The sequence below is a fragment of the Streptomyces jumonjinensis genome, from assembly GCF_009600885.1.
In the GTDB taxonomy this organism is placed as follows: domain Bacteria; phylum Actinomycetota; class Actinomycetes; order Streptomycetales; family Streptomycetaceae; genus Streptomyces; species Streptomyces jumonjinensis.
This window is the reverse complement of record NZ_VCLA01000049.1, coordinates 1-23,477: the sequence shown is the minus strand read 5'-3', so window position 1 is coordinate 23,477 and position 23,477 is coordinate 1. Positions and strand designations below refer to the sequence as shown.

General features: G+C 72.6%; 17 protein-coding genes and 1 pseudogene. 12 read left to right on the top strand and 6 right to left on the bottom strand.

Annotated elements, in window-relative coordinates; all coding sequences use genetic code 11:
- Positions 1-2,234: pseudogene (locus tag FF041_RS06395) on the top strand (ComEC/Rec2 family competence protein); the annotation flags it as partial.
- A 216-nt stretch (positions 2,235-2,450) separates the two neighbouring features.
- Here the strand turns inward: FF041_RS06395 and FF041_RS06390 are convergent.
- Positions 2,451-2,915 (bottom strand): pyridoxamine 5'-phosphate oxidase family protein, encoded by a 465-nt coding sequence (locus tag FF041_RS06390; RefSeq protein ID WP_153521398.1) that lies wholly within the window; start codon positions 2,913-2,915, stop codon positions 2,451-2,453.
- 101 nt (positions 2,916-3,016) lie between these two features.
- Here FF041_RS06390 and FF041_RS06385 point away from each other — a divergent pair, with 101 nt between their 5' ends.
- The gene (locus FF041_RS06385) at positions 3,017-3,811 is read left to right on the top strand and encodes an arylamine N-acetyltransferase family protein (protein WP_153521397.1); all 795 of its coding nucleotides are present in this window, start codon (positions 3,017-3,019) and stop codon (positions 3,809-3,811) included.
- A gap of 25 nt (positions 3,812-3,836) precedes the next feature.
- Here FF041_RS06385 and FF041_RS06380 read toward each other — a convergent pair whose 3' ends face one another.
- Positions 3,837-4,082 (bottom strand): hypothetical protein, encoded by a 246-nt coding sequence (locus FF041_RS06380; RefSeq protein ID WP_323371137.1) that lies wholly within the window; start codon positions 4,080-4,082, stop codon positions 3,837-3,839.
- Positions 4,083-4,164: 82 nt separating this feature from the next.
- Between FF041_RS06380 and holA the strand changes: the two genes are divergently transcribed.
- Entirely contained in the window at positions 4,165-5,151 is a 987-nt protein-coding gene (holA, locus tag FF041_RS06375; RefSeq protein ID WP_153481174.1) for a DNA polymerase III subunit delta, read from the top strand.
- Positions 5,152-5,659: 508 nt separating this feature from the next.
- Here the strand turns inward: holA and rpsT are convergent.
- The gene (gene rpsT, locus FF041_RS06370) at positions 5,660-5,926 is read right to left on the bottom strand and encodes a 30S ribosomal protein S20 (RefSeq protein WP_323371138.1); all 267 of its coding nucleotides are present in this window, start codon (positions 5,924-5,926) and stop codon (positions 5,660-5,662) included.
- A 212-nt stretch (positions 5,927-6,138) separates the two neighbouring features.
- Between rpsT and lepA the strand changes: the two genes are divergently transcribed.
- The 3 genes from lepA to hemW all read left to right on the top strand — a co-directional run bounded on the left by lepA (position 6,139) and on the right by hemW (position 11,553).
- Positions 6,139-8,007, top strand: coding sequence for a translation elongation factor 4 (gene lepA, locus FF041_RS06365; RefSeq protein ID WP_323371139.1), 1,869 nt, complete (start codon positions 6,139-6,141; stop codon positions 8,005-8,007).
- A 307-nt stretch (positions 8,008-8,314) separates the two neighbouring features.
- Positions 8,315-10,204 (top strand): AMP-dependent synthetase/ligase, encoded by a 1,890-nt coding sequence (locus FF041_RS06360; protein WP_323391365.1) that lies wholly within the window; start codon positions 8,315-8,317, stop codon positions 10,202-10,204.
- A 116-nt stretch (positions 10,205-10,320) separates the two neighbouring features.
- Positions 10,321-11,553: a radical SAM family heme chaperone HemW gene (gene hemW / locus FF041_RS06355; protein WP_153521396.1), complete on the top strand. Its 1,233-nt coding sequence runs from the start codon at positions 10,321-10,323 to the stop codon at positions 11,551-11,553.
- A gap of 114 nt (positions 11,554-11,667) precedes the next feature.
- Here hemW and FF041_RS06350 read toward each other — a convergent pair whose 3' ends face one another.
- The 3 genes from FF041_RS06350 to FF041_RS06340 form a co-directional block, all read right to left on the bottom strand.
- Positions 11,668-12,708 (bottom strand): hypothetical protein, encoded by a 1,041-nt coding sequence (locus tag FF041_RS06350; RefSeq protein WP_153521395.1) that lies wholly within the window; start codon positions 12,706-12,708, stop codon positions 11,668-11,670.
- 287 nt (positions 12,709-12,995) lie between these two features.
- The gene (locus FF041_RS06345; RefSeq protein ID WP_153521394.1) at positions 12,996-13,808 is read right to left on the bottom strand and encodes a DUF3097 domain-containing protein; all 813 of its coding nucleotides are present in this window, start codon (positions 13,806-13,808) and stop codon (positions 12,996-12,998) included.
- Between the two features lie 10 nt (positions 13,809-13,818).
- A complete protein-coding gene (locus FF041_RS06340; RefSeq protein WP_153521393.1) occupies positions 13,819-14,544 on the bottom strand; it encodes an MBL fold metallo-hydrolase in 726 nt (241 codons plus the stop codon).
- Between the two features lie 174 nt (positions 14,545-14,718).
- Here FF041_RS06340 and hrcA point away from each other — a divergent pair, with 174 nt between their 5' ends.
- The 6 genes from hrcA to FF041_RS06310 all read left to right on the top strand — a co-directional run.
- Positions 14,719-15,744 (top strand): heat-inducible transcriptional repressor HrcA, encoded by a 1,026-nt coding sequence (gene hrcA / locus FF041_RS06335; protein ID WP_153521392.1) that lies wholly within the window; start codon positions 14,719-14,721, stop codon positions 15,742-15,744.
- The gene (gene dnaJ / locus FF041_RS06330; RefSeq protein WP_323371141.1) at positions 15,745-16,878 is read left to right on the top strand and encodes a molecular chaperone DnaJ; all 1,134 of its coding nucleotides are present in this window, start codon (positions 15,745-15,747) and stop codon (positions 16,876-16,878) included.
- A gap of 217 nt (positions 16,879-17,095) precedes the next feature.
- Positions 17,096-18,166 carry a nitronate monooxygenase gene (locus FF041_RS06325; protein WP_153521391.1) on the top strand — a complete coding sequence of 357 codons (1,071 nt, stop codon included), beginning with the start codon at positions 17,096-17,098 and terminating at the stop codon, positions 18,164-18,166.
- Positions 18,166-18,909 carry a 16S rRNA (uracil(1498)-N(3))-methyltransferase gene (locus FF041_RS06320; protein ID WP_153481185.1) on the top strand — a complete coding sequence of 248 codons (744 nt, stop codon included), beginning with the start codon at positions 18,166-18,168 and terminating at the stop codon, positions 18,907-18,909. The genes FF041_RS06325 and FF041_RS06320 overlap by 1 nt, the downstream gene beginning before the upstream one ends.
- Before the next feature lie 502 nt (positions 18,910-19,411).
- Positions 19,412-20,143 carry a hypothetical protein gene (locus FF041_RS06315; protein WP_194291946.1) on the top strand — a complete coding sequence of 244 codons (732 nt, stop codon included), beginning with the start codon at positions 19,412-19,414 and terminating at the stop codon, positions 20,141-20,143.
- A 100-nt stretch (positions 20,144-20,243) separates the two neighbouring features.
- A partial coding sequence (locus FF041_RS06310) for a S41 family peptidase (protein WP_323391361.1) occupies positions 20,244-23,477 on the top strand: 3,234 nt, incomplete at its 3' end.

The following is a 23,477-nucleotide window of genomic DNA, read 5'->3' as shown; positions in this document are numbered from 1 at the left end:
CGGCCGGGCTGTACGGCGCGGATCTGCGGCGCGGTCCGCTGCCCGCCCTCGCGGAGGGGTACGCCCATGTCACGGTCGAGCTGACAGTCACCTCCGACCCCGGACTCACCCGCCCTGCGGCCCAGGGCGCCCGGACCGCCGCGCGAGCGCTGGTGCTCGACGCGGAAGCGACCAGGGTGACCGAGCCCAGCGGGGCGGTCACCGCGATCAGAACGCCCGTGCTGGTGGTGGTCCGGCCGGGACCGCCCCGCGCGGCTCTCGCCCGGTGGCAGCGGCTGCTCCCCTCGACCCGGCTGCGGCTGACGGGACGGCTCGCACCCCCGCTGAACGGCGACGACCGGTTCGCGGCGGTACTGCGGGTGAAGGGAGACCACCCACGGATCACCGGCCCTCCCAGCACCCTCCAGAGGGCCGCCGGAGATCTCAGAGCCGGGCTGCGCGAGGCGTCGGACGGGCTGAGCGCGGACGCCCGGGCCCTGCTCCCCGGGCTGGTCGTCGGAGACACCTCGCGCATCGCCCCCGACCTCCGGCAGGCCTTCGCCGCCACGGACCTCACCCATCTGCTCGCCGTGTCGGGAAGCAACCTCACGGTGGTGCTCATCCTGCTGATCGGGCCACCGGGCAGAACCCTGCTCGCCGAGCGGGGCGGTCTGGCGCCCCGGCTCGGCATCACCCTGAGAGGAACCGCCCTCATCGGCGGGGCGCTGACCCTGGTCTTCGTGGTCGTGTGCCGGCCGGAGCCCAGTGTGCTGAGAGCCGCGGCCTGCGGGGCCGTCACCCTGCTCGCGATCGGCACCGGACGCCGCAGGTCGCTCGTCCCCGCCCTCGCCGCGGCCGTGCTGCTGCTGGTGCTCTGCGCCCCTGGGCTCTCCCGCAGCCATGGCTTTCTGCTCTCCGTCCTGGCGACCGGAGCACTGCTCACCATCGCCCCGCGCTGGAGCGCCGCGCTCCAGCGGGGAGGGATGACGCCGAGGCTCGCGGAGGCGCTCGCGGCCACGGCGGCGGCACAGGCCGTATGCGCTCCTGTGGTCGCGGTCTTCGCGGCCCGCGTCAGCCTGGTGGCGATCCCCTGCAATCTGCTCGCCGAACTCGCGGTCGCACCGGCCACCGTCCTGGGCTTCGCCGCACTCGCCGCTGCCCCGGCGGCGATGCCCGTGGCGGAGACGGCGGCCCGTGCCGCAGGATGGCCCACGGACTGGATCGCGCACATCGCCCGTGCCGGGGCGTCGCTGCCGGGAGCACAGCTGGACTGGCCCGGCGGCTGGCCGGGCGGACTTCTGCTCGCCGCGATCACGGCACTGGCGGTGCTCATCGCCCGCGGGCTGCCGCGCCGTCCCTGGGCGGCGGCCGGCTGCGCCCTGCTGCTGATGCTGGCCGTGGTGCGTCCGGCCCCGCTCACCAGGACCCTCACCGGCTGGCCGCCACCGGGCTGGACCTTCGCCCTCTGCGATGTCGGACAGGGGGACGCCGCCGTACTGGCCGCGGGCGACGGCACGGGCCGGGCCGTCGTGGTGGACGCCGGGCCCGATCCGGAGCTCGCCGACCGCTGTCTGCGCGACCTCGGGGTCACCAGGGTTCCGCTCGTGGTGCTGACCCATTTCCACGCGGACCACATCAGGGGACTGCCCGGAGTGCTGAAGGGCCGGGCGGTGGGCGCGGTGCAGACCAGCACGCTCGAAGAACCGCGCGAGCAGAGCGCGTTCGTCCGCAGGACGGCGCGGGAGGCGGGGGTACGTCTGGTGCGCGCGGCCACGGGGGAGCGGCGGCGGATCGGACGGCTGGTCTGGCAGGTGCTCTGGCCGGGCGCAGCCCCCGGCCCCGCCTCGACGACGGGCGCCGGTGCCCCCACCGGGTACGGTCCGCTGTCGCAGACCGAGCCCAATGACGCCAGCGTCACCCTGCTGGCGCGCATCGACGGCGGACCGAGTCTGCTGCTGCTCGGGGACCTCGAACCGCCCGCCCAGCGCGGGCTGTTACTGGCCCACCCGGGGCTGGGCCCGGTCGACGTGCTCAAGGTCGCCCATCACGGCTCCGCCCACCAGCATCCCGCCCTGCTCCACGCCGCCCGCCCGAGGCTGGCGCTGATCTCCGCGGGCCGGGGCAATATGTACGGCCACCCCTCGCCGAGGACGGTGAGCGCGCTGCGGAACCGGGGAGCGAGGGTGCTGAGCACCGACCGCGACGGCCCGATCGCCGTGACGGGCACGGGCCGAACCCTGCGAGCCGTCCTGCGCCGAACCGCACCGCGACCCGGCCGCCTCCCACGGAGAGACCGGGCGCCCGGCGGGCCGGACGCCCGCCGGCGCCCGGGAACGCCGCAGCGCGCCCGAAGGCCCCACCGACCCCACCGACCCGACCGGCTTCCCGGCGCACCGTGCCACCGGCTTCCCGGTGCGCGACCGCCCCGGCCCTCCGGCCCTCGATGGCCGTACCGTCCCCATGGAGCGCGGTCACACCAGCCACTCGCCGTCGTGCATCAACTCCCGCCCGGCCAGCTCGTTCTCCTCCCGCCAGGCCCGCACGGTCCGGGGGGTGACACGGAGGTAGATCCAGGCCGGGGAGGCGCGGGGATCCCAGCCGTCGAGCTTCGCCGTGAACGCGTCGGCCGACTCCGCCGCCAGCGCCGCGCCCTCGATCACCTCGGCCGTGCCGTCGATCAGCACCACGTCCCGGGTGTGGCCCAAGGTGATGACGACGCTCCCGCGCGGGGTCACATTGCGGGCTGTCGGGTTGGTGCGCCGGGTGGATATCAGCAAGGCGCCCCGGTCCCATACGAACGACAGCGGTACGAGACAGGGCTGACCGTCCGGGGACGCCGTCGCCACCCAGGCGTCGTGGTCGTTCGCCAGCCGCGCCAGAACGTCTCGCTTGCGCTGCTCCGCCGTGCGTGCGGGTGCTCGGTGATGGTCTGTCATAAGCCGCAGGCTAGTGCGCTATACGGTCCAGGCGCTTCGGCTGTCGGTCCTAGGACCGGCGACGCATGGTGCGCGGAAGTCCCCGGGGCCACACTGGTTTCATGGATGCCTACCTCCGCCGCATCGGCGCCGACCGTCCGCAGCGCGCCGACGCCACCGCCCTGCGCGACCTTCAGACGCGGCATCTGCGGACGGTTCCGTTCGAGAACCTCTCGGTTCACCTCGGCGAGGACATCGTGCTGGCGGAGCGGCCCCTGGTCGCCAAGATCGTCGAGAGCGGACGCGGCGGATTCTGCTACGAACTCAACGGCGCGTTCGCGGCGCTGCTCCGCGAGCTCGGGTTCGCCGTCGCGCTGCTCCAGGCCCGGGTCTACGACGACAAGGGCCGGCTCGGCATTCCGTACGACCATCTCGCCCTGCTGGTGGAGACCGTGGACGGCGAGGGCCGTGACGGCGGTCCATGGCTGGTGGACGTGGGCTTCGGCGACAGCTTCCACCACCCGCTCGCGTTCGGGGACCGGGACGACCAGGCGGACCCGGCCGGGACCTTCCGGATCGTCGCCGCCGAGCACGGCGATCTCGATCTGCACCGGGACGGCAAGCCGCAGTACCGGATCGTGGCCGGGCGGAATGAGCTGGCGGATTTCCGGGCCGGGGCCTGGTGGCACCGGACCTCGCCCGATTCGCCGTTCACCGGATCCCTGGTCTGCTCCCGGCTCACCGACGACGGCGGCCGGATCACCCTCGCGGGCCGCAAGGCGGTCACCACCACCGCGAGCGGTGAGCGCCGGGAGGAGCCGCTCGTCGACGACGCCGCGGTGCTGGCGGCCTACCGGGACCACTTCGGGCTGCGGCTGGACCGGCTGCCTCCCGACCCGCGCCGTACCGAGGACTGAGCCGGGCCCGCGCCCCGCCGGGCCCCTACGGCGTCTCCAGCCATCCTTCGTACTCCGCGGCGAAGTCGTCGAGGGCCGTGGGGTCCAGCCGCTCGGCGGGGTCCTCCACCACGACCAGCCACTGGGCGTCCTCGGCGTCGTCCTCGCCCGCCAGCGCGTCCCTCACCAGCTGCGGCTGCTCGGCCACCCCGAAGCGGTCGGCCAGCTCCTGCGCCACCTCCTCGGCGGCGTCGCGGTCCGGCAGCACCAGTACATGTCGTCCATCACTCACCCGCTCATTCACCCGCTCATTCTCCGATACGGGATGGCCGGCGCGGGACCGAGTGTCAGTGCCCCGTGGGATGCTGGACGCGATGGCCACCAGGAAGAATTCGACCGACGATCCGCTCGCCTCCGTCACGCTCGCCGTGGGCCAGGAGGATCTCCTCCTCGACCGCGCGGTGCGGCAGGTGGTGACGGCCGCGCGAGCCGCGGACGCCGACACGGATGTGCGCGACCTCACCGCCGACCAGCTCCAGCCCGGCACCCTCGCCGAGCTGACGAGCCCCTCGCTCTTCTCCGAGCGCAAGGTCGTCATCGTGCGGAACGCCCAGGATCTGTCCGCCGACACGATCAAGGACGTCAAGGACTATCTCTCGGCGCCCGCCGAGGAGATCACCCTGGTGCTGCTGCACCCCGGCGGGGCGAAGGGCAAGGGGCTGCTGGACGCCGCCCGCAAGGCCGGGGCGCGCGAGGTCGCCTGCCCCAAGACCACCAAGCCGGCCGAGCGGCTCACCTTCGTACGGTCCGAGTTCCGGGCGCTGGGCCGAGCGGCGACGCCCGAGGCGTGCCAGGCGCTCGTGGACTCGATCGGGAGCGATCTGCGGGAGCTGGCCAGCGCGGTCTCCCAGCTCGTCGCCGATGTCGAGGGCACGATCGACGAGGCGGTCGTCGGGCGGTACTACACGGGCCGGGCCGAGGCGTCCAGCTTCACCGTCGCCGACCGGGCGGTGGAGGGCCGGGCGGCCGAGGCGCTGGAGGCGCTGCGGTGGTCGCTGTCGACGGGTGTCGCGCCGGTGCTGATCACCAGTGCGCTGGCGCAGGGGGTGCGGGCGATCGGCAAGCTCTCCTCCGCGCGCGGCGGCAGACCGGCGGATCTGGCCCGGGAGCTGGGCATGCCGCCCTGGAAGATCGACCGGGTGCGGCAGCAGATGCGGGGATGGACGCCGGACGGGGTGGCGGTGGCGCTCCGGGCGGTGGCGGAGGCGGACGCGGGGGTGAAGGGCGGCGGGGACGATCCCGAGTACGCCTTGGAGAAGGCGGTCGTGACCATCGCCCGCGCCGCCCGGTCCCGCCGCTGACCCGTCCGCCCCCGGGCCGCCCGGGAGGTGTCCGCCAGCGGCCCGCCGGTCGCCCCGGGCCCCCTGCCCGGAGGTGTCGGCTCCGGTCCCGCCGTGTGCCCCGGCCCCTGCCGAAAGCCCCGGCCCTCGGCCCTCGGAGCGGGCGCGATGCCCCGGTGGACGCCCCGACCGGCCCCTCGGCCCCCCGACCGGACGCCCCCGGCACCCTGGGCGCACGGCAGGGCACCCCGGGTAAGCCAGAGGTCGCCCCGGGCACACCAAAGGCCCCGGTCGACCTCGCGTCCTGGGGAAGGACGGGGGAGGAGGAGCACGGGGCCTTGGGCAAGGTCCTGCGGTTGGACTCGCACCCGCGTGGCGAACGCAGGTCCAAGTACGAGTCCGGGGGGTGCCGGCCGGGAGCGGAGGAGAGAGGGCCCGCTGGTCCTTCCGGCGATCAAGTCGTTCGGCGGGTCACCCCGAGGGGTGCTGCCGGGGCCCGGGGTCGCCCCCGGGATTACCGCAAGAGCGCTCAGCCCTGGAGGGAGGCAACCTTGGACGCCAGCGCCGACTTCTTGTTGGCGGCGGCGTTCTTGTGGATGACGCCCTTCGAGACAGCCTTGTCGAGCTTGCGGGCGGCCTCGCGAGCGGCCACGGTGGCCTTCTCGACGTCGCCTGCGGCAGCGGCCTCACGGGCCTTGCGGACAGCGGTCTTGAGCGAGGACTTGACGGCCTTGTTGCGCAGGCGCGCCTTCTCGTTCGTCTTGTTCCGCTTGATCTGGGACTTGATGTTCGCCACGAAAGAGCCTTTTCAGGTTCGATGGATCTTCGATGATGGCCCCGGATACATGGTCTACACCATGAAACGAGACACAGCTGCCCAGGCTACCAGTCGCTCGCCGAGCGGCCCAAACCGGTCGCAGTCCCTCACCCGTGGGACCATGGAGGCTACGTATCGATCCGCCATCGCCCGAGACGAGACGCCCGGCGTCTCAAGAATCAGGACCCTGCGTGCCCGCGACTCCTCTCCACGTGCCCGAGCCGAGCCGTACCGACCCGGCGCTGATCCGCAATTTCTGCATCATCGCGCACATCGACCACGGCAAGTCCACGCTCGCCGACCGGATGCTTCAGCTGACCGGTGTGGTCGAGCAGCGGCAGATGCGTGCCCAGTACCTCGACCGGATGGACATCGAGCGGGAGCGGGGCATCACGATCAAGTCCCAGGCGGTCCGGCTGCCCTGGGCGCCCACCGAGGGCGAAGGTCAGGGCAGGACCCACATCCTGAACATGATCGACACCCCTGGGCACGTGGACTTCACCTATGAGGTGTCGCGTTCCCTGGCCGCCTGCGAAGGCACGGTCCTGCTGGTCGACGCGGCCCAGGGCATCGAGGCCCAGACCCTCGCCAACCTCTATCTCGCGATGGAGAACGAGCTGGCCATCGTCCCGGTCCTCAACAAGATCGACCTCCCGGCCGCCCAGCCGGAGAAGTTCGCAGAGGAGCTCGCCAACCTGGTCGGCTGCGAGCCGGAGGACGTGCTCAGGGTCTCCGCGAAGACCGGGGTCGGCGTCGAGGCGCTGCTCGACCGTGTGGTGCGCGAGGTCCCCGCCCCCGTGGGCGTCGCCGACGCGCCCGCCCGCGCCATGATCTTCGACTCGGTCTATGACTCCTACCGGGGCGTCGTGACCTATGTGCGAGTCATCGACGGTCAGCTCGGCAAGCGCGAGCGGATCCGGATGATGTCGACCGGCGCCACGCATGAGCTGCTGGAGATCGGCACCAACTCGCCCGAGATGCTCCCGGCGGACGGTCTGGGCGTCGGCGAGGTCGGCTATCTGATCACCGGTGTGAAGGACGTCCGCCAGTCCAAGGTCGGCGACACCATCACCCAGCAGCACAAGGGAGCCACCGAGGCGCTCGGCGGCTACAAGGACCCCAAGCCGATGGTGTTCTCCGGCCTCTACCCGCTGGACGGCTCGGACTACCCCGAGCTGCGTGACGCCCTCGACAAGCTCCAGCTCAACGACGCCGCGCTGGTCTACGAGCCGGAGACGTCGGCCGCGCTCGGCTTCGGCTTCCGCGTCGGCTTCCTCGGACTGCTCCATCTGGACGTCATCCGGGAGCGCCTGGAGCGCGAATTCGGTCTCGACCTGATCGCCACCGCGCCCAACGTGGTCTACCGCGTCCTCATGGAGGACGGCGCGGAGCACACGGTGACCAACCCGAGCGAGTTCCCCGAAGGCAAGATCGACGAGGTCTACGAGCCGGTGGTCCGGGCGACGATCCTCGCGCCCAGCGAGTTCATCGGCGCGATCATGGAGCTCTGCCAGACCCGCCGAGGCACCCTGCTCGGCATGGACTACCTCTCCGAGGACCGGGTCGAGATCCGCTACACCCTCCCGCTCGCCGAGATCGTCTTCGACTTCTTCGACCAGCTGAAGTCCAAGACCCGCGGTTACGCCTCCCTCGACTACGAGCCCACCGGCGAGCAGGCGTCCAGCCTGGTCAAGGTGGACATCCTGCTCCACGGCGACAAGGTCGACGCGTTCTCCGCGATCACCCACAAGGACGCGGCGTACGCGTACGGTGTGCGGCTCGTCGCCAAGCTGCGCGAGCTGATCCCCCGGCAGGCGTTCGAGGTGCCGATCCAGGCCGCCATCGGCTCCCGGGTCATCGCCCGTGAGACCATCCGCGCCATCCGCAAGGACGTCCTCGCCAAGTGCTACGGCGGTGACATCTCCCGTAAGCGGAAGCTGCTGGAGAAGCAGAAGGAAGGCAAGAAGCGGATGAAGATGGTGGGCAGCGTGGAGGTGCCGCAGGAGGCCTTCATCGCGGTGCTCTCCAGCGACGACAGCGGCGGCAAGAGCAAGAAGTAGCCCCCCCTCGCCCCTCGGGGCCGCGCCCCCCGGCCGGGGCGCGCACGGAGAAGCCGATGACGAAGCGCCCGCCCCGAACCGGGGCGGGCGCTTCGTCTCCGCCCGCCCTCCCCGGCCCGGAAAGCCGTGAAGCGGCGGCGAGAAGCCGTGAAGCGACGGCGGGAAGCCCTGAAGCGACGGCAAAGCGGGGGCACTCATCCTCTTACGCACCGGCAGAGCGCCCTCTACTCTGATCACGGCTCGATGGTTACTCGCCAGTTAAAAAACCAGCCAGTCGTGCAGTGCTGCCGCAGGCCCGGAGGACGTCGTGAGCGACACACAGACCCTGATCGAGAACCGACCGCCCTCGGTGGCGACCCTCTTCACCGAGCGCGTGGCGGCCACCCCGGACGCCGAGGCCTTCCGCTACCCCGTGCCCGCGCCGACGGGCCAGGGGCCCGACGACTGGAAGTCGCTGAGCTGGGGCGAGACCGCCGCCCGGGTCTATGCGATCGCGGCCGGTCTGCTGGACCTCGGGGTCGCGGCCGAGGACCGCGTCGCGCTGCTGTCGGCCACCCGGATCGAATGGCTCCTCGCCGACCTCGGAGTGATGTGCGCGGGCGGCGCGACCACGACCGTCTATCCGTCCACCAACGCCGAGGAAGCGGCGTACATCCTCGCCGACTCCGGCAGCAGGGTCCTGATCGCGGAGGACGCGTCCCAGCTGGCCAAGGCGCGTGAGCGCCGCGAGGGACTGCCGGAGCTGGGGCATGTCGTCGTCATCGACGCCACCGGCGTCGAGCCGGCCGCCGACGACCCCGAGGGCTGGCTGCTCACCCTCGCCGAGCTGGAGGCGCGCGGAGCCGCGTATCTGAAGCAGAACCCCGAAGCGGTCAAGAAGCGCATCGGAGCGATCACATCGGATCAGCTGGCGACCCTGATCTATACCTCCGGGACCACCGGCCGGCCCAAGGGCGTCCGGCTGCCGCACGACAACTGGTCGTACATGGCGAAGGCGATCGCCGCGACCGGGCTGATCACCAAGGACGACGTCCAGTACCTCTGGCTGCCGCTCGCCCATGTCTTCGGCAAGGTGCTCACCTCCGGCCAGATCGAGGTGGGGCACGTCACCGCCGTGGACGGCCGCATCGACAAGATCATCGAGAATCTGCCGGTCGTCCAGCCGACCTATATGGCCTCGGTGCCGCGGATCTTCGAGAAGGTCTACAACGGCGTCGCCGCCAAGGCACGGGCGGGCGGACCGGCCAAGTACAAGATCTTCCAGTGGGCCGCCGGGGTCTCCCGCGAGTACGCCAAGGCCGCCCAGGACAATTTCCGCCGTACGGGAAGGGTCTCCGTCCCCTTCGCCCTGGGCGCCAAGCACAAGGTCGCCGACGCGCTGGTCTACTCCAAGCTCCGTGAGGCGTTCGGCGGCCGGCTGCGCGCCGCCGTCTCCGGCTCCGCCGCGCTCTCGCCCGAGATCGGCTACTTCTTCTCCGGCGCCGGGATCCACATCCTGGAGGGGTACGGCCTCACCGAGTCCAGTGCCGCGTCCTTCGTCAATCCGGGCGAGGCATACCGTACGGGCACGGTCGGCAAGCCCCTGCCCGGCACCGAGGTGCGGATCGCCGACGACGGCGAGGTGCTGCTGCGCGGCCCCGGGATCATGCAGGGCTACCACGGGCTGCCCGAGAAGACCGAAGAGGTGCTGGAGGCCGACGGCTGGCTGCGCACCGGCGACATCGGAGAGCTCTCCGCCGACGGCTACCTCCGGATCACCGACCGTAAGAAAGACCTGATCAAAACCTCGAACGGGAAGTACATCGCACCGACCGAGACAGAGATCCGGTTCAAGGCGATCTGCCCGTTCCTCTCCAATGTCCTCGTCATCGGCGCCGACCGTAACTTCTGTACGGCGCTGATCGCGCTGGACGAGCCGACCCTGCTGAGCTGGGCGGGGGACCACGGGCTGGGCGGACGGTCGTACTCCGAGGTGCTGGCCGCGCCCGCGACGAGGGAACTGGTCCAGGGCTATGTCGACCGGCTCAACGCGGGGCTTCAGCGCTGGCAGACGATCAAGCAGTTCCGGCTGCTGCCCCGGGACCTCGATGTGGAGCACGGCGACCTCACCCCCAGCCTCAAGCTGAAGCGGCCGGCGGTCGAGCGTGAGTTCAAGCACCTCATCGACGAGATGTACGAGGGGGCGCGGGAGAGCTGAGCCCGCGCGCCCAGGGGAGCGCGCTCCGGGCCCCGCGCTCCGGGTCCCGTCTCCTCCGGAGCGCGCTCAGGAGCGCGTGCCCCCGTCACCGTGTCCGGTGACGGACAATGGGGGGCATGCCTTCCGTACTGCCCGACGGCGAGACCGTGCCCGAGGACGGGTCGCTCCCCGCGTCCGCCCTCGACGGCGCCGGAGACCGGCCGCTCGCCTTCTATCTGCATGTGCCCTACTGCGCCACGCGCTGCGGCTACTGCGACTTCAACACCTACACCGCCACCGAGCTGCGCGGTTCGGGCGGTGTGCTCGCCTCCCGCGACAACTACGCCGCCACCCTCGCGGACGAGGTCCGGCTCGCCCGCAAGGTCCTCGGCGACGACCCCCGGCAGGTGCGGACCGTATTCGTCGGCGGCGGTACGCCCACCCTGCTGCCCGCCGCCGACCTGGTGGCGATGCTCGGCGCGGTACGGGAGGAGTTCGGGCTGGCGGACGACGCGGAGATCACCACCGAGGCGAATCCGGAGTCGGTGAATCCGGAGTATCTGGCCGAGCTGCGGGCCGGCGGCTTCAACCGGATCTCCTTCGGTATGCAGAGCGCCCGCCCGCATGTGCTGAAGGTGCTCGACCGCACCCACACCCCCGGCCGGCCCGAGGCATGCGTCGCCGAGGCGCGCGCGGCGGGCTTCGACCATGTGAACCTCGATCTGATCTACGGCACCCCCGGCGAGAGCGACGACGACTGGCACGCCTCGCTCACGGCGGCCGTGGGAGCCGGGCCCGATCACATCTCGGCGTACGCCCTGATCGTCGAGGAGGGCACCCAGCTGGCCCGCCGGATCCGCCGGGGCGAGGTGCCGATGACGGACGACGACGTCCACGCGGACCGCTATCTGATCGCCGACTCGATGCTCGCGGACGCGGGCTACTCCTGGTACGAGGTGTCCAACTGGGCCACCTCGGACGCCGGCCGCTGTCTGCACAACGAGCTGTACTGGCGCGGCGCGGACTGGTGGGGCGCGGGCCCCGGGGCGCACAGCCATGTCGGCGGAGTGCGCTGGTGGAATGTGAAGCACCCCGGCGCGTACGCGGCGGCGCTGGCGGAGGGCCGCTCGCCGGGGGCCGGGCGCGAGCTGCTCCCGGCCGAGGACCGCAGAGTCGAGCGGATCCTGCTGGAGCTGAGGCTGCGCGAGGGCGTGCCGCTGTCGCTGCTGCGGCCCGCGGGCCTGGCGGCGTCGCGCACGGCGCTCACGGACGGGCTGCTGGACGAGGCGTCGTACGGAGCGGGCCAGGCGGTGCTGACCCTGCGGGGGCGGCTGCTCGCGGACGCGGTGGTACGCGACCTGGTCGACTGACGGGCGCCCCTCCCGGAGCCCGGAGCCCGGAGCCCGGAGCCCGGATCACGGATCACGGAGCCCGGAGCCCGGATCACGGATCACGGAGCCCGGAGCACGGAGCGCGGATCACGGTCAGAGGATCGACAGGCTGCCGCCCCGGGCGGCCCAGCTCGCGGTCCACCCGTTGTTGGGGGACGTCTGCCATTTGTGCCACAGGGCGTTGTCGAACCCGAGGTGGAAGGACTCCAGCCGCCCGTCCGCCCCGCGCCCCAGGGCGGGATCGCTCGCGGGAACCCCGCTGTGCGGCTGCCAGTCGCCCCAGACGCCGCCCGGCACCTGCTGTTCCACCCGCCAGGAGCCCAGGTCCGCGCCCCGGGCGAAGACGACCAGCCTGCCGTCCGCCTCCTGGCAGACGGCGGGCACCCCGACGCGCGGGCCGCCCCGGTTGGCCCAGCTCCCGTGCCAGCCGCCGCCCGGCGTGGACTGCCAGACATGGCGCAGGGTGTTGTCCGGAGCCATCGCGAAGACCTCCAGCCGGCCGTCCTGGTTCCGGAACACCGCCGGGTCGGCCCGCAGATCGCCGCCGCGCGACGCCCAGCTCGGATACCAGTCGCCGTCGGGCTCGGTCTGCCAGGTGTGCCAGAGCGCGTCGTCGGCCCCCCGGACGAAGACCTCCAGCCGCCCGTCCGCGTTCTGGAAGACGGCGGGACAGCCGCGCAGCACACCGCCCCGGGAGACCCAGTGACGGGTCCAGCCGCCGTTGGGCTCGGTCTGCCAGGTGTGCCAGAGCGCGTTGTCCGCGCCCCGGACGAAGACCTCCAGCCGTCCGGCCCCGCTCTGGAACACCGCGATGCGCCGGCCCAGGATCCGCTGGTCGCCCAGCGCCCGCCACTCCGGCGCCCACGGTCCGCCGGGCTCGGTCTGCCAGATGTGCCACACCCGGCCGTCCGCTCCGCCGCCGAAGACCTCCAGCCGGCCGTCCGCGTTCCGGAAGACCGCGGGGGCGGTGGTGAGCACTCCGCCCCGGCTGGCCCAGCGCCCGCGCCAGCCGCCGCCGGGCGCGGTCTGCCAGATGTGCCACAGGGCGCTGTCCGACCCGGTGGCGAACAGTTCGAGACGGCCGTCCGCGTTACGGGCGATACGGGTGCTCGCCAGGCCGGGATCGAGTGCCATGGCCGTCCTCCTCGTTCTGCGGCGCGGTCGGCGCACGGCCGCTCCCCTCGCCGCGGAGAGCACGGCCGCTCCCCTCGCCGCGCGGAGGGCGACCGCTGCCGCAGTGAGGAGCTGTCCACGGTCGGCGGCGGTTACACGACGGAACCATGGAACGTCTCAAAGTCGCATTACTGACCGGAATCAGAATTTTTCACATCTTCATCCCACGAGAAGACCGCAAGAAGGCCGCAAGAGCACCGCGAGAAATCCCCCCGGAAATTCCCCGCAAAACCCCCGAAGCGGGGCGCTCAGCAGGGCTCCTCCGTCACAAAGTCGATCAGTTCCTCGACCCGCCCCAGCAGCGCGGGCTCCAGATCCCTGTACGACCGCACCCGCGACAGAATGCCCTGCCAGGCCGCGCCCGTGTTCTCCGGCCAGCCCAGCGCCCGGCAGACGCCCGTCTTCCAGTCCTGCCCGTGCGGCACCCGCGGCCAGGCCCCGATGCCCAGCGAGGACGGCTTCACCGCCTCCCACACGTCGACATAGGGATGCCCCGTCACCAGAACGTGTTCATCCGTCACCGAGGCGGCGATGCGCGACTCCTTCGAACCGGGGACCAGATGATCCACCAGCACCCCCAGCCGGGCGCCCGGTCCCGGTGCGAACTCCGCGACGACGGCCGGGAGATCGTCGATGCCCGCCAGATACTCCACCACCACCCCCTCGACCCGCAGATCGTCCCCCCAGACCCGCTCGACCAGCTCCGCGTCATGGCGGCCCTCGACATAGATCCGCCCGGCCCGCGCCACCCGCGCCCGCGCGCCGGGCACCGCGACGGAGCCCGAGGCCGTACGCGCCGGGGCCCCCGCGCCCCCCTGCGCCGGAGGGCGGACCAGGGTCACCGTCCCGCCCTCCAGCAGAAAGCCCCGGGCGGCCAGCGGAAAGACCCGGTGCTTGCCGAAGCGGTCCTCCAGCGTCACCGTGCCCGCCTCACAGCGGATCACCGCCCCGCAGAAGCCGGTGCCGACCTCCTCCACCACCAGTCCGGCGTCGGCCGGCACCTCGGGAGCCGCGGCCTGCTTCTTCCACGGCGGGGTCAGATCGGGGCTGTAGCTGCGCATTCGGCCGACGCTACGACACGGCGAACCGCTCCGCCAGCGCATCGCGCTGGGCCCGTACGAACGCGGCGTCCACCACCGCGCCGTGCCCGGGTACGTACACCGCGTCCTCGCCGCCCAGCGACAGCAGCCGGTCCAGCGCCGCCGGCCAGCGGGCCCCCACCGCGTCCGGTCCCGCCTGCGGCTCCCCCGACTCCTCCACCAGATCGCCGCAGAAGACCACGGACGGCGTCCCCGGCGCCAGCACCGCGAGATCGTGGCCCGTATGCCCCGGGCCCACGTTCGCCAGCAGCACCCGACGGCCGCCCCCCAGATCCAGCGTCCGCTCCCCGGCGACCGGATGCTCCGGGATCACCAGCGCGTCCGCCGACCGGGCCGCCTCCTCCCCGGCGACCCCGAAGCGGACGGCGTCGTCCCGGAGCACCGTCCGCTCCCGCCGCATCAGGGCGTCCACGCCCACCGCGCCGAACACCTCCGCCCCGGCGAAGGCCGCCGTCCCCATCACATGGTCGAAATGGGGATGGCTCAGTGCGATATGCGTCACCCGGCCGCCCCCGAGCAGCGCCTCGGCCTGGGCGCGCAGCTCGCCGCCCTCGCGCAGGGTGGAGCCCGTGTCGTACAGCAGCGCGCCCTCCGTGCCGATGATCAGACCGCAGGTCGCGTCCCAGCCCGGCAGCCGTCGCCGGCCCACCCCTTCGGCCAATCGCTCCCAGCCGAACTCTTCCCAACTCACGTTCATACCGAGACGCTACTGGCAACGACCTGCGCGGGTGCGCGGTACCGTGGTCGGTCGCCCTTGCTAGGGGCGTACCCCACGGCCGTACACTGGCACGGGAAATGCTGGCACTCGGGCCGGGTGAGTGCCAGGCAGTGACCGAGGAACCACCGAGGGACACAGCTGGAGGTGTGCGCCATGCTCAGCGAACGCAGACTTGAGGTGCTGCGCGCCATCGTCCAGGACTATGTGGGCACCGAGGAGCCCGTCGGCTCCAAAGCGCTCACCGAGCGCCATAAGCTCGGCGTCTCCCCGGCCACGGTCCGCAACGACATGGCGGTGCTGGAGGAGGAGGGCTTCATCGCCCAGCCGCACACCAGCGCCGGGCGCATCCCCACCGACAAGGGCTACCGGCTCTTCGTGGACCGGCTCGCGGGCGTCAAGCCGCTGTCGTCCGCCGAGCGCCGGGCCATCCAGAGCTTTCTGGACGGAGCCGTCGACCTCGACGACGTCGTCGGCCGGACGGTGCGGCTGCTGGCGCAGCTCACCCGGCAGGTCGCCGTCGTCCAGTACCCCTCGCTCACCCGGTCCACCGTCCGGCATGTGGAGCTGCTCTCACTCGCGCCCGCGCGGCTGATGCTCGTACTGATCACGGACACCGGACGGGTCGAGCAGCGCATGATCGACTGTCCCGCGCCCTTCGGCGACGCCTCGCTCGCCGATCTGCGGGCCAGGCTCAACAGCCGGGTCGTCGGCCGCCGTTTCGCCGATGTGCCGCAGCTGGTGCAGGATCTGCCCGAATCCTTCGAGCCGGAGGACCGGGGCGCCGTCTCCACGGTGCTCTCCACCCTGCTCGAAACCCTGGTCGAGGAGACCGAGGAGCGGCTGATGATCGGCGGCACCGCCAATCTCACCCGGTTCGGCCATGATTTCCCGCTCACCATCCGGCCGGTGCTCGAAGCGCTCGAAGAGCATGTGGTGCTCCTCAAGCTGCTCGGCGAGGCCAAGGAGTCGGGCGGTATGAGCATGACCGTACGCATCGGTCATGAGAACGCCCATGAAGGGCTCAATTCAACCTCCGTGGTCGCGGTCGGCTACGGTTCGGGCGACGAGGCAGTCGCCAAACTCGGCGTGGTCGGACCGACCCGCATGGACTACCCCGGAACGATGGGAGCGGTACGCGCAGTGGCACGTTACGTCGGACAGATCCTGGCGGAGTCGTAAGTGGCCACGGACTACTACGCCGTACTCGGCGTGCGCCGCGACGCATCGCAGGACGAGATCAAGAAGGCCTTCCGGCGGCTCGCCCGCGAGCTGCATCCGGACGTCAACCCGGACCCGAAGACCCAGGAGCGGTTCAAGGAGATCAACGCCGCTTACGAGGTGCTCTCGGACCCGCAGAAGAAGCAGGTCTACGACCTCGGCGGCGATCCGCTCTCCCAGTCGGGCGGCGCGGGCGCGGGCTTCGGCGCGGGCGGCTTCGGGAACTTCTCGGACATCATGGACGCGTTCTTCGGGACGGCGTCCCAGCGCGGCCCCCGGTCGCGCACCCGGCGCGGCCAGGACGCGATGATCCGGCTGGAGATCGACCTCAACGAGGCGGCCTTCGGCACCACCAAGGAGATCCAGGTCGACACGGCCGTGGTCTGCACGACGTGCTCGGGCGAGGGCGCGGCTCCGGGCACCTCGGCGCAGACCTGTGACATGTGCCGTGGCCGCGGCGAGGTCTCCCAGGTGACCCGGTCCTTCCTGGGGCAGGTCATGACCTCGCGGCCGTGTCCGCAGTGCCAGGGCTTCGGCACCGTGGTCCCGACCCCGTGCCCCGAGTGCGCGGGCGACGGACGGGTGCGTTCGCGCCGGACGCTGACGGTGAAGATCCCGGCCGGTGTGGACAACGGCACCCGCATCCAGCTCTCGGGCGAGGGCGAGGTCGGCCCCGGCGGCGGCCCCGCCGGCGATCTGTACGTGGAGATCCACGAACTGCCCCACGCGGTGTTCCAGCGGCGCGGAGACGATCTGCACTGCACGGTGACGATCCCGATGACGGCGGGCGCGCTCGGCACGAAGGTGCCGCTGGAGACGCTCGACGGCATGGAGGAGGTCGACATCCGGCCCGGGACCCAGTCCGGGCAGTCGATCCCGCTGCACGGACGCGGCGTCACCCATCTGCGGGGCGGCGGCCGGGGCGATCTGATCGTGCACGTCGAGGTGATGACGCCGACCAAGATGGACGCGGAGCAGGAGCGGCTGCTGCGGGAGCTCGCGAAGCTGCGGGGCGAGGAGCGTCCGCTCGGGCAGTTCCAGCCCGGTCAGCAGGGGCTGTTCTCCCGGCTGAAGGACGCCTTCAACGGGCGTTAGCCCGCCGGGCCCCGGGCCCCGGGCCCCGGTCATCCGGTCCTGTGCGCGCCGACGGTGGCGCCACAGGACCGGAAGCCAACTCTCCACCCCTCGCGCGGGCTTGCGGGAGGCTCCCCTGGAGCCGTTCCAGCCGGAGCCGCGAGGCGCCTCTGGAGGCGTTCCCGCCGGAGCCGGAGGTCGATTCGGCGGCCCGGGAGCGGCATGGCACGATGCACGCATGTCCTCCGCACTGACCGATCTCTGCCGGTATCCCGTCGTGCAGGCCCCCATGGCGGGCGGCGCGTCGTGCCCACGGCTGGCGGCAGCCGTGTCCGAGGCCGGGGGCCTCGGGTTCCTCGCCGCCGGGTACAAGACCGCGGACGGCATGTACCAGGAGATCAAACAGACCCGGAGTCTCACCGGCCGGCCTTTCGGGGTCAACCTCTTCATGCCGCAGCGCGGCAGCGCCGACCCCGCCGCCATCGAGGTCTACCGGCATCAGCTCGCCGGGGAGACCAGCTGGTACGAGACCCCGCTCGGCGACCCCGACTCCGGCGGCGACGACGGCTACGAGGCCAAGCTCGCCATCCTCCGCGACGATCCGGTGCCCGTCGTCTCCTTCACCTTCGGCTGCCCCGGCAGCGAGGTCCTCGCCTCCTTCGCCAAGGCCGGCACCTTCACCATCGTCACCGTCACCACCCCCGAAGAGGCCGCCGCCGCGGAACTGGCCGGCGCCGACGCCCTCTGCGTACAAGGCGTCGAAGCCGGGGGACACCAGGGCACCCACCGGGACGACCCCGCCGCGGACGGCGCGGGAATCGGGCTGCTCACCTTGGTCACGCTGGTGCGCGACCGCGTCGAGCTGCCGCTCATCGCCACCGGCGGACTGATGCGCGGCAGCCAGATCGCCGCCGTGCTCGCCGCCGGGGCGGACGCCGCCCAGCTCGGCACGGCCTTCCTGGTCTGTCCCGAGTCCAGCGCGCACACCCTGCACAAGCAGGCGATGAACAACCCCCTCTTCGCCCGCACCGAGCTCACCCGGGCCTTCAGCGGGCGGCCCGCCCGGGGGCTCGTCAACCGATTCATGCGCGAGCACGGGCCGTACGCCCCCGCCGCCTACCCCCAGGTCCACCATCTGACCAGCGGGCTGCGCAAGGCCGCCGCGAAGGCGGGGGACGCCCAGGGCATGTCGCTCTGGGCCGGGCAGGGGCACCGGATGGCGCGCGAGATGCCCGCGGGCGACCTGGTCGCGGTGCTCGCCGCCGAGACGGAGTCCGCGCGCACCGCACTCGTACCGGAGGCATCCTGATGACCGCGCCCGTCTTCCTCGTCGACTCCCTCGAAGGAGTGAGCCCCGGCTCGCCCCTCACCCTGGACGGCCCCGAGGGGCGGCACGCCGTCTCCGTACGGCGGCTCAAGCCCGGCGAGGAGATCGTGCTGACCGACGGCCACGGCCGGGGCGCGGCCGGTGTGGTGCTGCGGACCGAGGGCAAGGACACCCTGATCGTCCAGGCGGACAGCCTGCCGGTGGAGCCCGAGCCCCGGCCCCGTATCACCGTGGTGCAGGCCCTCCCCAAGGGCGACCGGGGCGAACTCGCCGTCGAGACCATGACGGAGACCGGTGTGGACGCGATCGTGCCGTGGTCCGCCGCGCGCTGCGTCACCCAGTGGAAGGGCGAGCGCGGCGCCAAGTCGCTGGGCAAATGGCGTGCCACCGCCCGTGAGGCGGGCAAGCAGTCGCGCCGGCTGCGCTTCCCCGATGTGGCGGAGGCGGCGACGACCAAGCAGATCGCCGCGCTGCTCGCCGAGGCGGACTTCGCCGCCGTGCTCCACGAGGAGGGCGCGGAGCCGCTCGCCACGGCGGAGCTTCCGGCGGAGGGGTCGATCGTGCTGGTCGTGGGCCCGGAGGGCGGGGTGTCGCCGGAGGAGCTTGCGGTGTTCGAGGCGGCCGGGGCCAGGCCGTACCGGCTGGGCCGCACCGTGCTGCGCACCTCCACGGCGGGCACGGCGGGCGTCGCCCTGCTGCTGGGCCGCACGGGCCGCTGGTCCTAGGGCTTCCGCCCTGCGGGCGGGACTTCCGGGTTCCGGGACTTCCGGGGCTGCCGGGCCCGCGTGGCCCGGTGACGGGTCGCCAGGTGCCCGGGTCGCCCGGTCGTCCGGTGCTCCGGCGGCTTGGACCGCTGGTCCTGGCGTCTTCCGCCCGGAGCCCGCCCGGGCTCGTACACCCCCGGTCGTCCGGTGCTCCGGCGGCCTGGACCGCTGGTCCTGGCGTCTTCCGCCCGGAGTGCGGGCCTGCCGGGGTGCGCATCCCGGTCGCGCGCCCGGCGAGCACACCCTCGGTCGCCCGTGGCGCACACCCCCGGCCTCCGCCTCGCCCCCGCGCGTACACCCGTCGCCCATACGGCGGTACGTGCCCGAGGCGACTCCGGCGGCGGTCGGAGCGCCCCCGGTCCCGTAGTTCCGCGCCGAGCGGCCCATCCCCGCCTCCCCGCACGGGATTTGTGTCCACAACCGCTCTTTTCAGCGCCCGTGACTCGGTGCCACTCTGCCGTGCATGAACGGCACGATCACCAACAGCAGGGCATCCGGATCCGGATCCGGATCCGGATCCGGATCCGGATCCGCATCCGGCCGCCGTCGGCCGCTCCTCGCCGCCGTCGCGATGATCGGTGCGGCGGGCGCGGCGGTCGTCGCGCTGACCGCGTGCGAGCCCACGGCGGCCGGCGGGCTCAACTCCAGTGGCGTCGCCTTCACCACCGACCGGACGACGACCAGGACCCTGGAGCGACTCGGCTTCGAGGTGCGCTGGTTCAGCTGTACGGCAGCCCTCGGCGACGGCGGGCCGGCCGCCTCCAGGGCCCCGGCCAGGACCCCGGCCAGGACCCCGGACCACGCCACGGTCGACTGCGAGGGCGAGACCGGCGACCGGCAGCGGATCACGCTCAAGGGCCAGGTGACCGACGAACGGTCCGGCAGCTGTGTCCGCGGCGACCTCCTGGCCAGGATCGACGGAAAGGTCGCCTTCGAAGCGGCCTATCTCGGCGACTGCGACAGCCGGCCCACCACCGAGGCCACCCGCCGCACCTGGCCCCAGCCGGCCGTGACGAGGACCGCCGCGAAGACGGTCACCGTGACCGCCACGAAAACCGTCCTGGTGACCGTGACGAGGACCGCCACGAGGACGGTCACCGTGCCCGTCGTGAAGACGGTGACCGCGACCGCCACGAAGACGGCGACCGCGACGAAGACCGCGACCGCGACCGTCCCGGCCGGGGCCCGGAACTGACCTCGCGCGGCGCCCCGCCGCAGGCATCCCGGGGCCGGCGGAATCCAGGGATCTCGTAAAGCCCTGCCCCCCGCTGCCTTGACCTGCCTAGGGTGACGGTGTGACGCAGCCTGCCTACCTTCGGTATCCGTATATCCGTGGCGAGTTGATCGCCTTCACCGCAGAGGACGACGTCTGGGTCGCCCCTCTCGACGGCGGTCGCGCCTGGCGCGTCAGCGCCGACGACATGCCCGTCGACCATCCCCGGATCTCCCCAGACGGCGCGCACATCGCCTGGACCTCCCGCCACGACGGCACGCCGGAGGTGTACGTCGCGCCCGTCGACGGCGGCGGCGCCGACCGCCTCACCCACTGGGGCAGCCCGCGCACCGGCGTGCGCGGCTGGACGCCGGACGGCGAGATCCTCGCCGTCACCTCCTACGGACAGCCCTCGTCGCGCCGCACCTGGGCCCGGGCCCTCCCGCTCGACGGCGGCCCCGGGACCGTGCTGCCGTACGGCCCGGTCGGGGATGTGGCGTACGGCGGCGGCTCCGGCGTGCTGCTGCTCTCCGCCACCATGGGCCGCGAGGCCGCCGCCTGGAAGCGCTACCGGGGCGGCACGGCCGGAAAGCTGTGGATCGACCGTGCCGGCCAGGGGGAGTTCGCCCGGTTCCACGACGAGCTCGACGGGAACATCGAGTGCCCGCTCTGGGTGGGGGACCGGATCGCCTTCCTCTCCGACCACGAGGGCGTCGGAGCCGTGTACTCCTCCCTCACCGACGGCTCCGGTCTGCGCCGGCACACCGGAGTCGACGGCTTCTACGCCCGCCATGCGGCCACCGACGGCGTCCGGGTCGTCTACAGCTCCGCGGGCGAGCTGTGGCTCCTCGACGACCTCGAATCCGCCGAGCCCCGCAGGCTCGACATCCGTCTCGGCGGCCAGCGCACCGATCTGCGGCCCCGGGTCATCCGCGCCGCCCACCACCTCGGCTCCGCCGCCCCCGACCACACCGGGCGCGGCAGCGCCGTCGAGATCCGCGGCGGCATCCACTGGGTCACCCACCGGGAGGGCCCCGCGCGGGCGCTCTCCGCGACCGCGGGCGTCCGGGCCCGGCTGCCGAGGACCTTCCGCGCCGACGGCGGGGAACAGGTCGTCTGGGTCACCGACGCCGAGGGCGAGGACGCGCTGGAGTTCGCGCCCGCGACCGGCGCACCCGTCGGGGCGGCGCCCCGGCGAGTGGCGGCGGGACAGCTCGGCCGGGTGCTGAGCCTGGCCGTCGCGCCCGATGGCAGCAGAGCCGCCGTCGCCTCCCACGACGGCCGGGTCCTGCTGGTGGAGCGCGAGTCCGGCGAGGTGCGCGAGGTCGACCGCAGCGAGGACGGCGAGGCCAGCGGGCTGGCCTTCTCACCCGACTCCGGCTGGCTCGCCTGGTCGCACCCGGGCCCCGACCCGCTGCGACAGCTCAAGATCGCCAATACCGCCGATCTCTCCGTATCCGAGGCGACCCCGCTCCGCTTCCGCGACTTCCAGCCCGCCTTCACCCTCGACGGCAAGCATCTGGCGTTTCTCTCCGAGCGCGCCTTCGACCCCGTCTACGACACCCATGTCTTCGATCTCGCCTTCGTCGGCGGCTGCCGGCCGCATCTGATCACCCTCGCCGCGACGACCCCGTCGCCGTTCGGACCGCAGCGGCACGGGCGGCCCTTCGAGCCCGACGAGGACCCCGACAAGGCCCCGGCCAACAACGACAAGGCCCCGGCCAACAACGACAAGGCCAAGGGGGCAGACGAGGACGGCGCAGGAAAGGCCGAGACCGAGAGCGGGATTCCCGTCACCCGGATCGATCTCGACGGCCTCGCCGACCGGATAGTCCCCTTCCCCGTCGAGGCCGCCCGCTACTCCACCCTGCGCGCCGCCAAGGACGGACTGCTCTGGCTCCGCCATCCGGTACGCGGGGTACTGGGCGCGACCCGCGCCACCCCGGACGACCCCGGGCCCCGGACCGCGCTGGAACGTTACGACCTGGTCCAGCAGCACAGCGAGGAGCTCTCGTCGGACGCGGGGAGCTTCGCCGTCAGCGGCGACGGCAAGCGGGTGCTCCTGTACACCGAGGGCTCGCTGAAGGTGGTGCCCAGCGACCGCCGCGCCTCCCGCGACGAGGACAGCGACACCAACATCACCGTCGATCTCTCCCGGGTGCGGCAGCTGCTCGACCCGGCGGCCGAGTGGCGGCAGATGTACGAGGAGACCGGGCGGCTGATGCGCGACAACTTCTGGCGCGCGGACCTCGGCGGGGTGGACTGGGACGGGGTGCTCGCGCGCTACCGTCCGCTGCTCTCCCGGGTGACCACCCATGACGATCTGGTCGATCTGCTCTGGGAGGTGCACGGCGAGCTCGGCACCTCGCACGCCTATGTCACCCCCCGGGGCTGGTACGGCACCCGGGCCACCCGCCAGGGGCTGCTCGGCGCCGATGTCTCCCGGGCGGCGGACGGGCTCTGGCGCGTCGACCGCGTACTGCCCTCCGAGACCTCCGATCCGCAGGCGCACTCGCCGCTGGCCGCGCCCGGGGTCGCGATCCGGGCGGGCGACGCCGTCATCGCGGTCGACGGCCGTCCGGTGGACCCCGTCACCGGGCCCGGCCCGCTGCTGGTGGGGTCGGTCGGCAAACCGGTCGAGCTGACGGTGGCCCCGGCGGGCGGCGGCGATCACCGGTACGCGGTGGTGGTGCCCCTCGCGGACGAGGAGCCGCTGCGGTACCACGCCTGGGTCGCGGACCGGCGGGCCTATGTCCATGAGCGGTCCGGCGGCCGGCTGGGGTATCTGCACGTGCCCGACATGCAGGCCCCGGGGTGGGCACAGATCCACCGCGACCTGCGGGTCGAGGTCGCGCGCGAGGGCCTGGTCGTGGATGTGCGCGAGAACCGCGGCGGGCACACCTCCCAGCTGGTGATCGAGAAGCTGGCACGCCGGATCGTGGGCTGGGATCTGCCGCGCGGGATGCGCCCGTACAGCTATCCGCAGGACGCCCCCCGGGGACCGGTGGTGGCCGTGGCGAACGAGTTCTCGGGATCGGACGGGGACATCGTCAACGCGGCGGTCAAGGCGCTCGGCATCGGACCGGTGGTCGGCACCCGGACCTGGGGCGGGGTGATCGGCATCGACAGCCGCTACTCGCTGGTGGACGGGACGCTGGTGACCCAGCCGAAGTACGCGTTCTGGCTGGAGGGCTACGCGTGGGGGGTGGAGAACCACGGGGTCGATCCCGATGTCGAGGTGGTGATGACTCCACAGGACCATGCGGCGGGACGGGACCCGCAGCTGGACGAGGCGGTACGGATGGCGCTGGCGGCG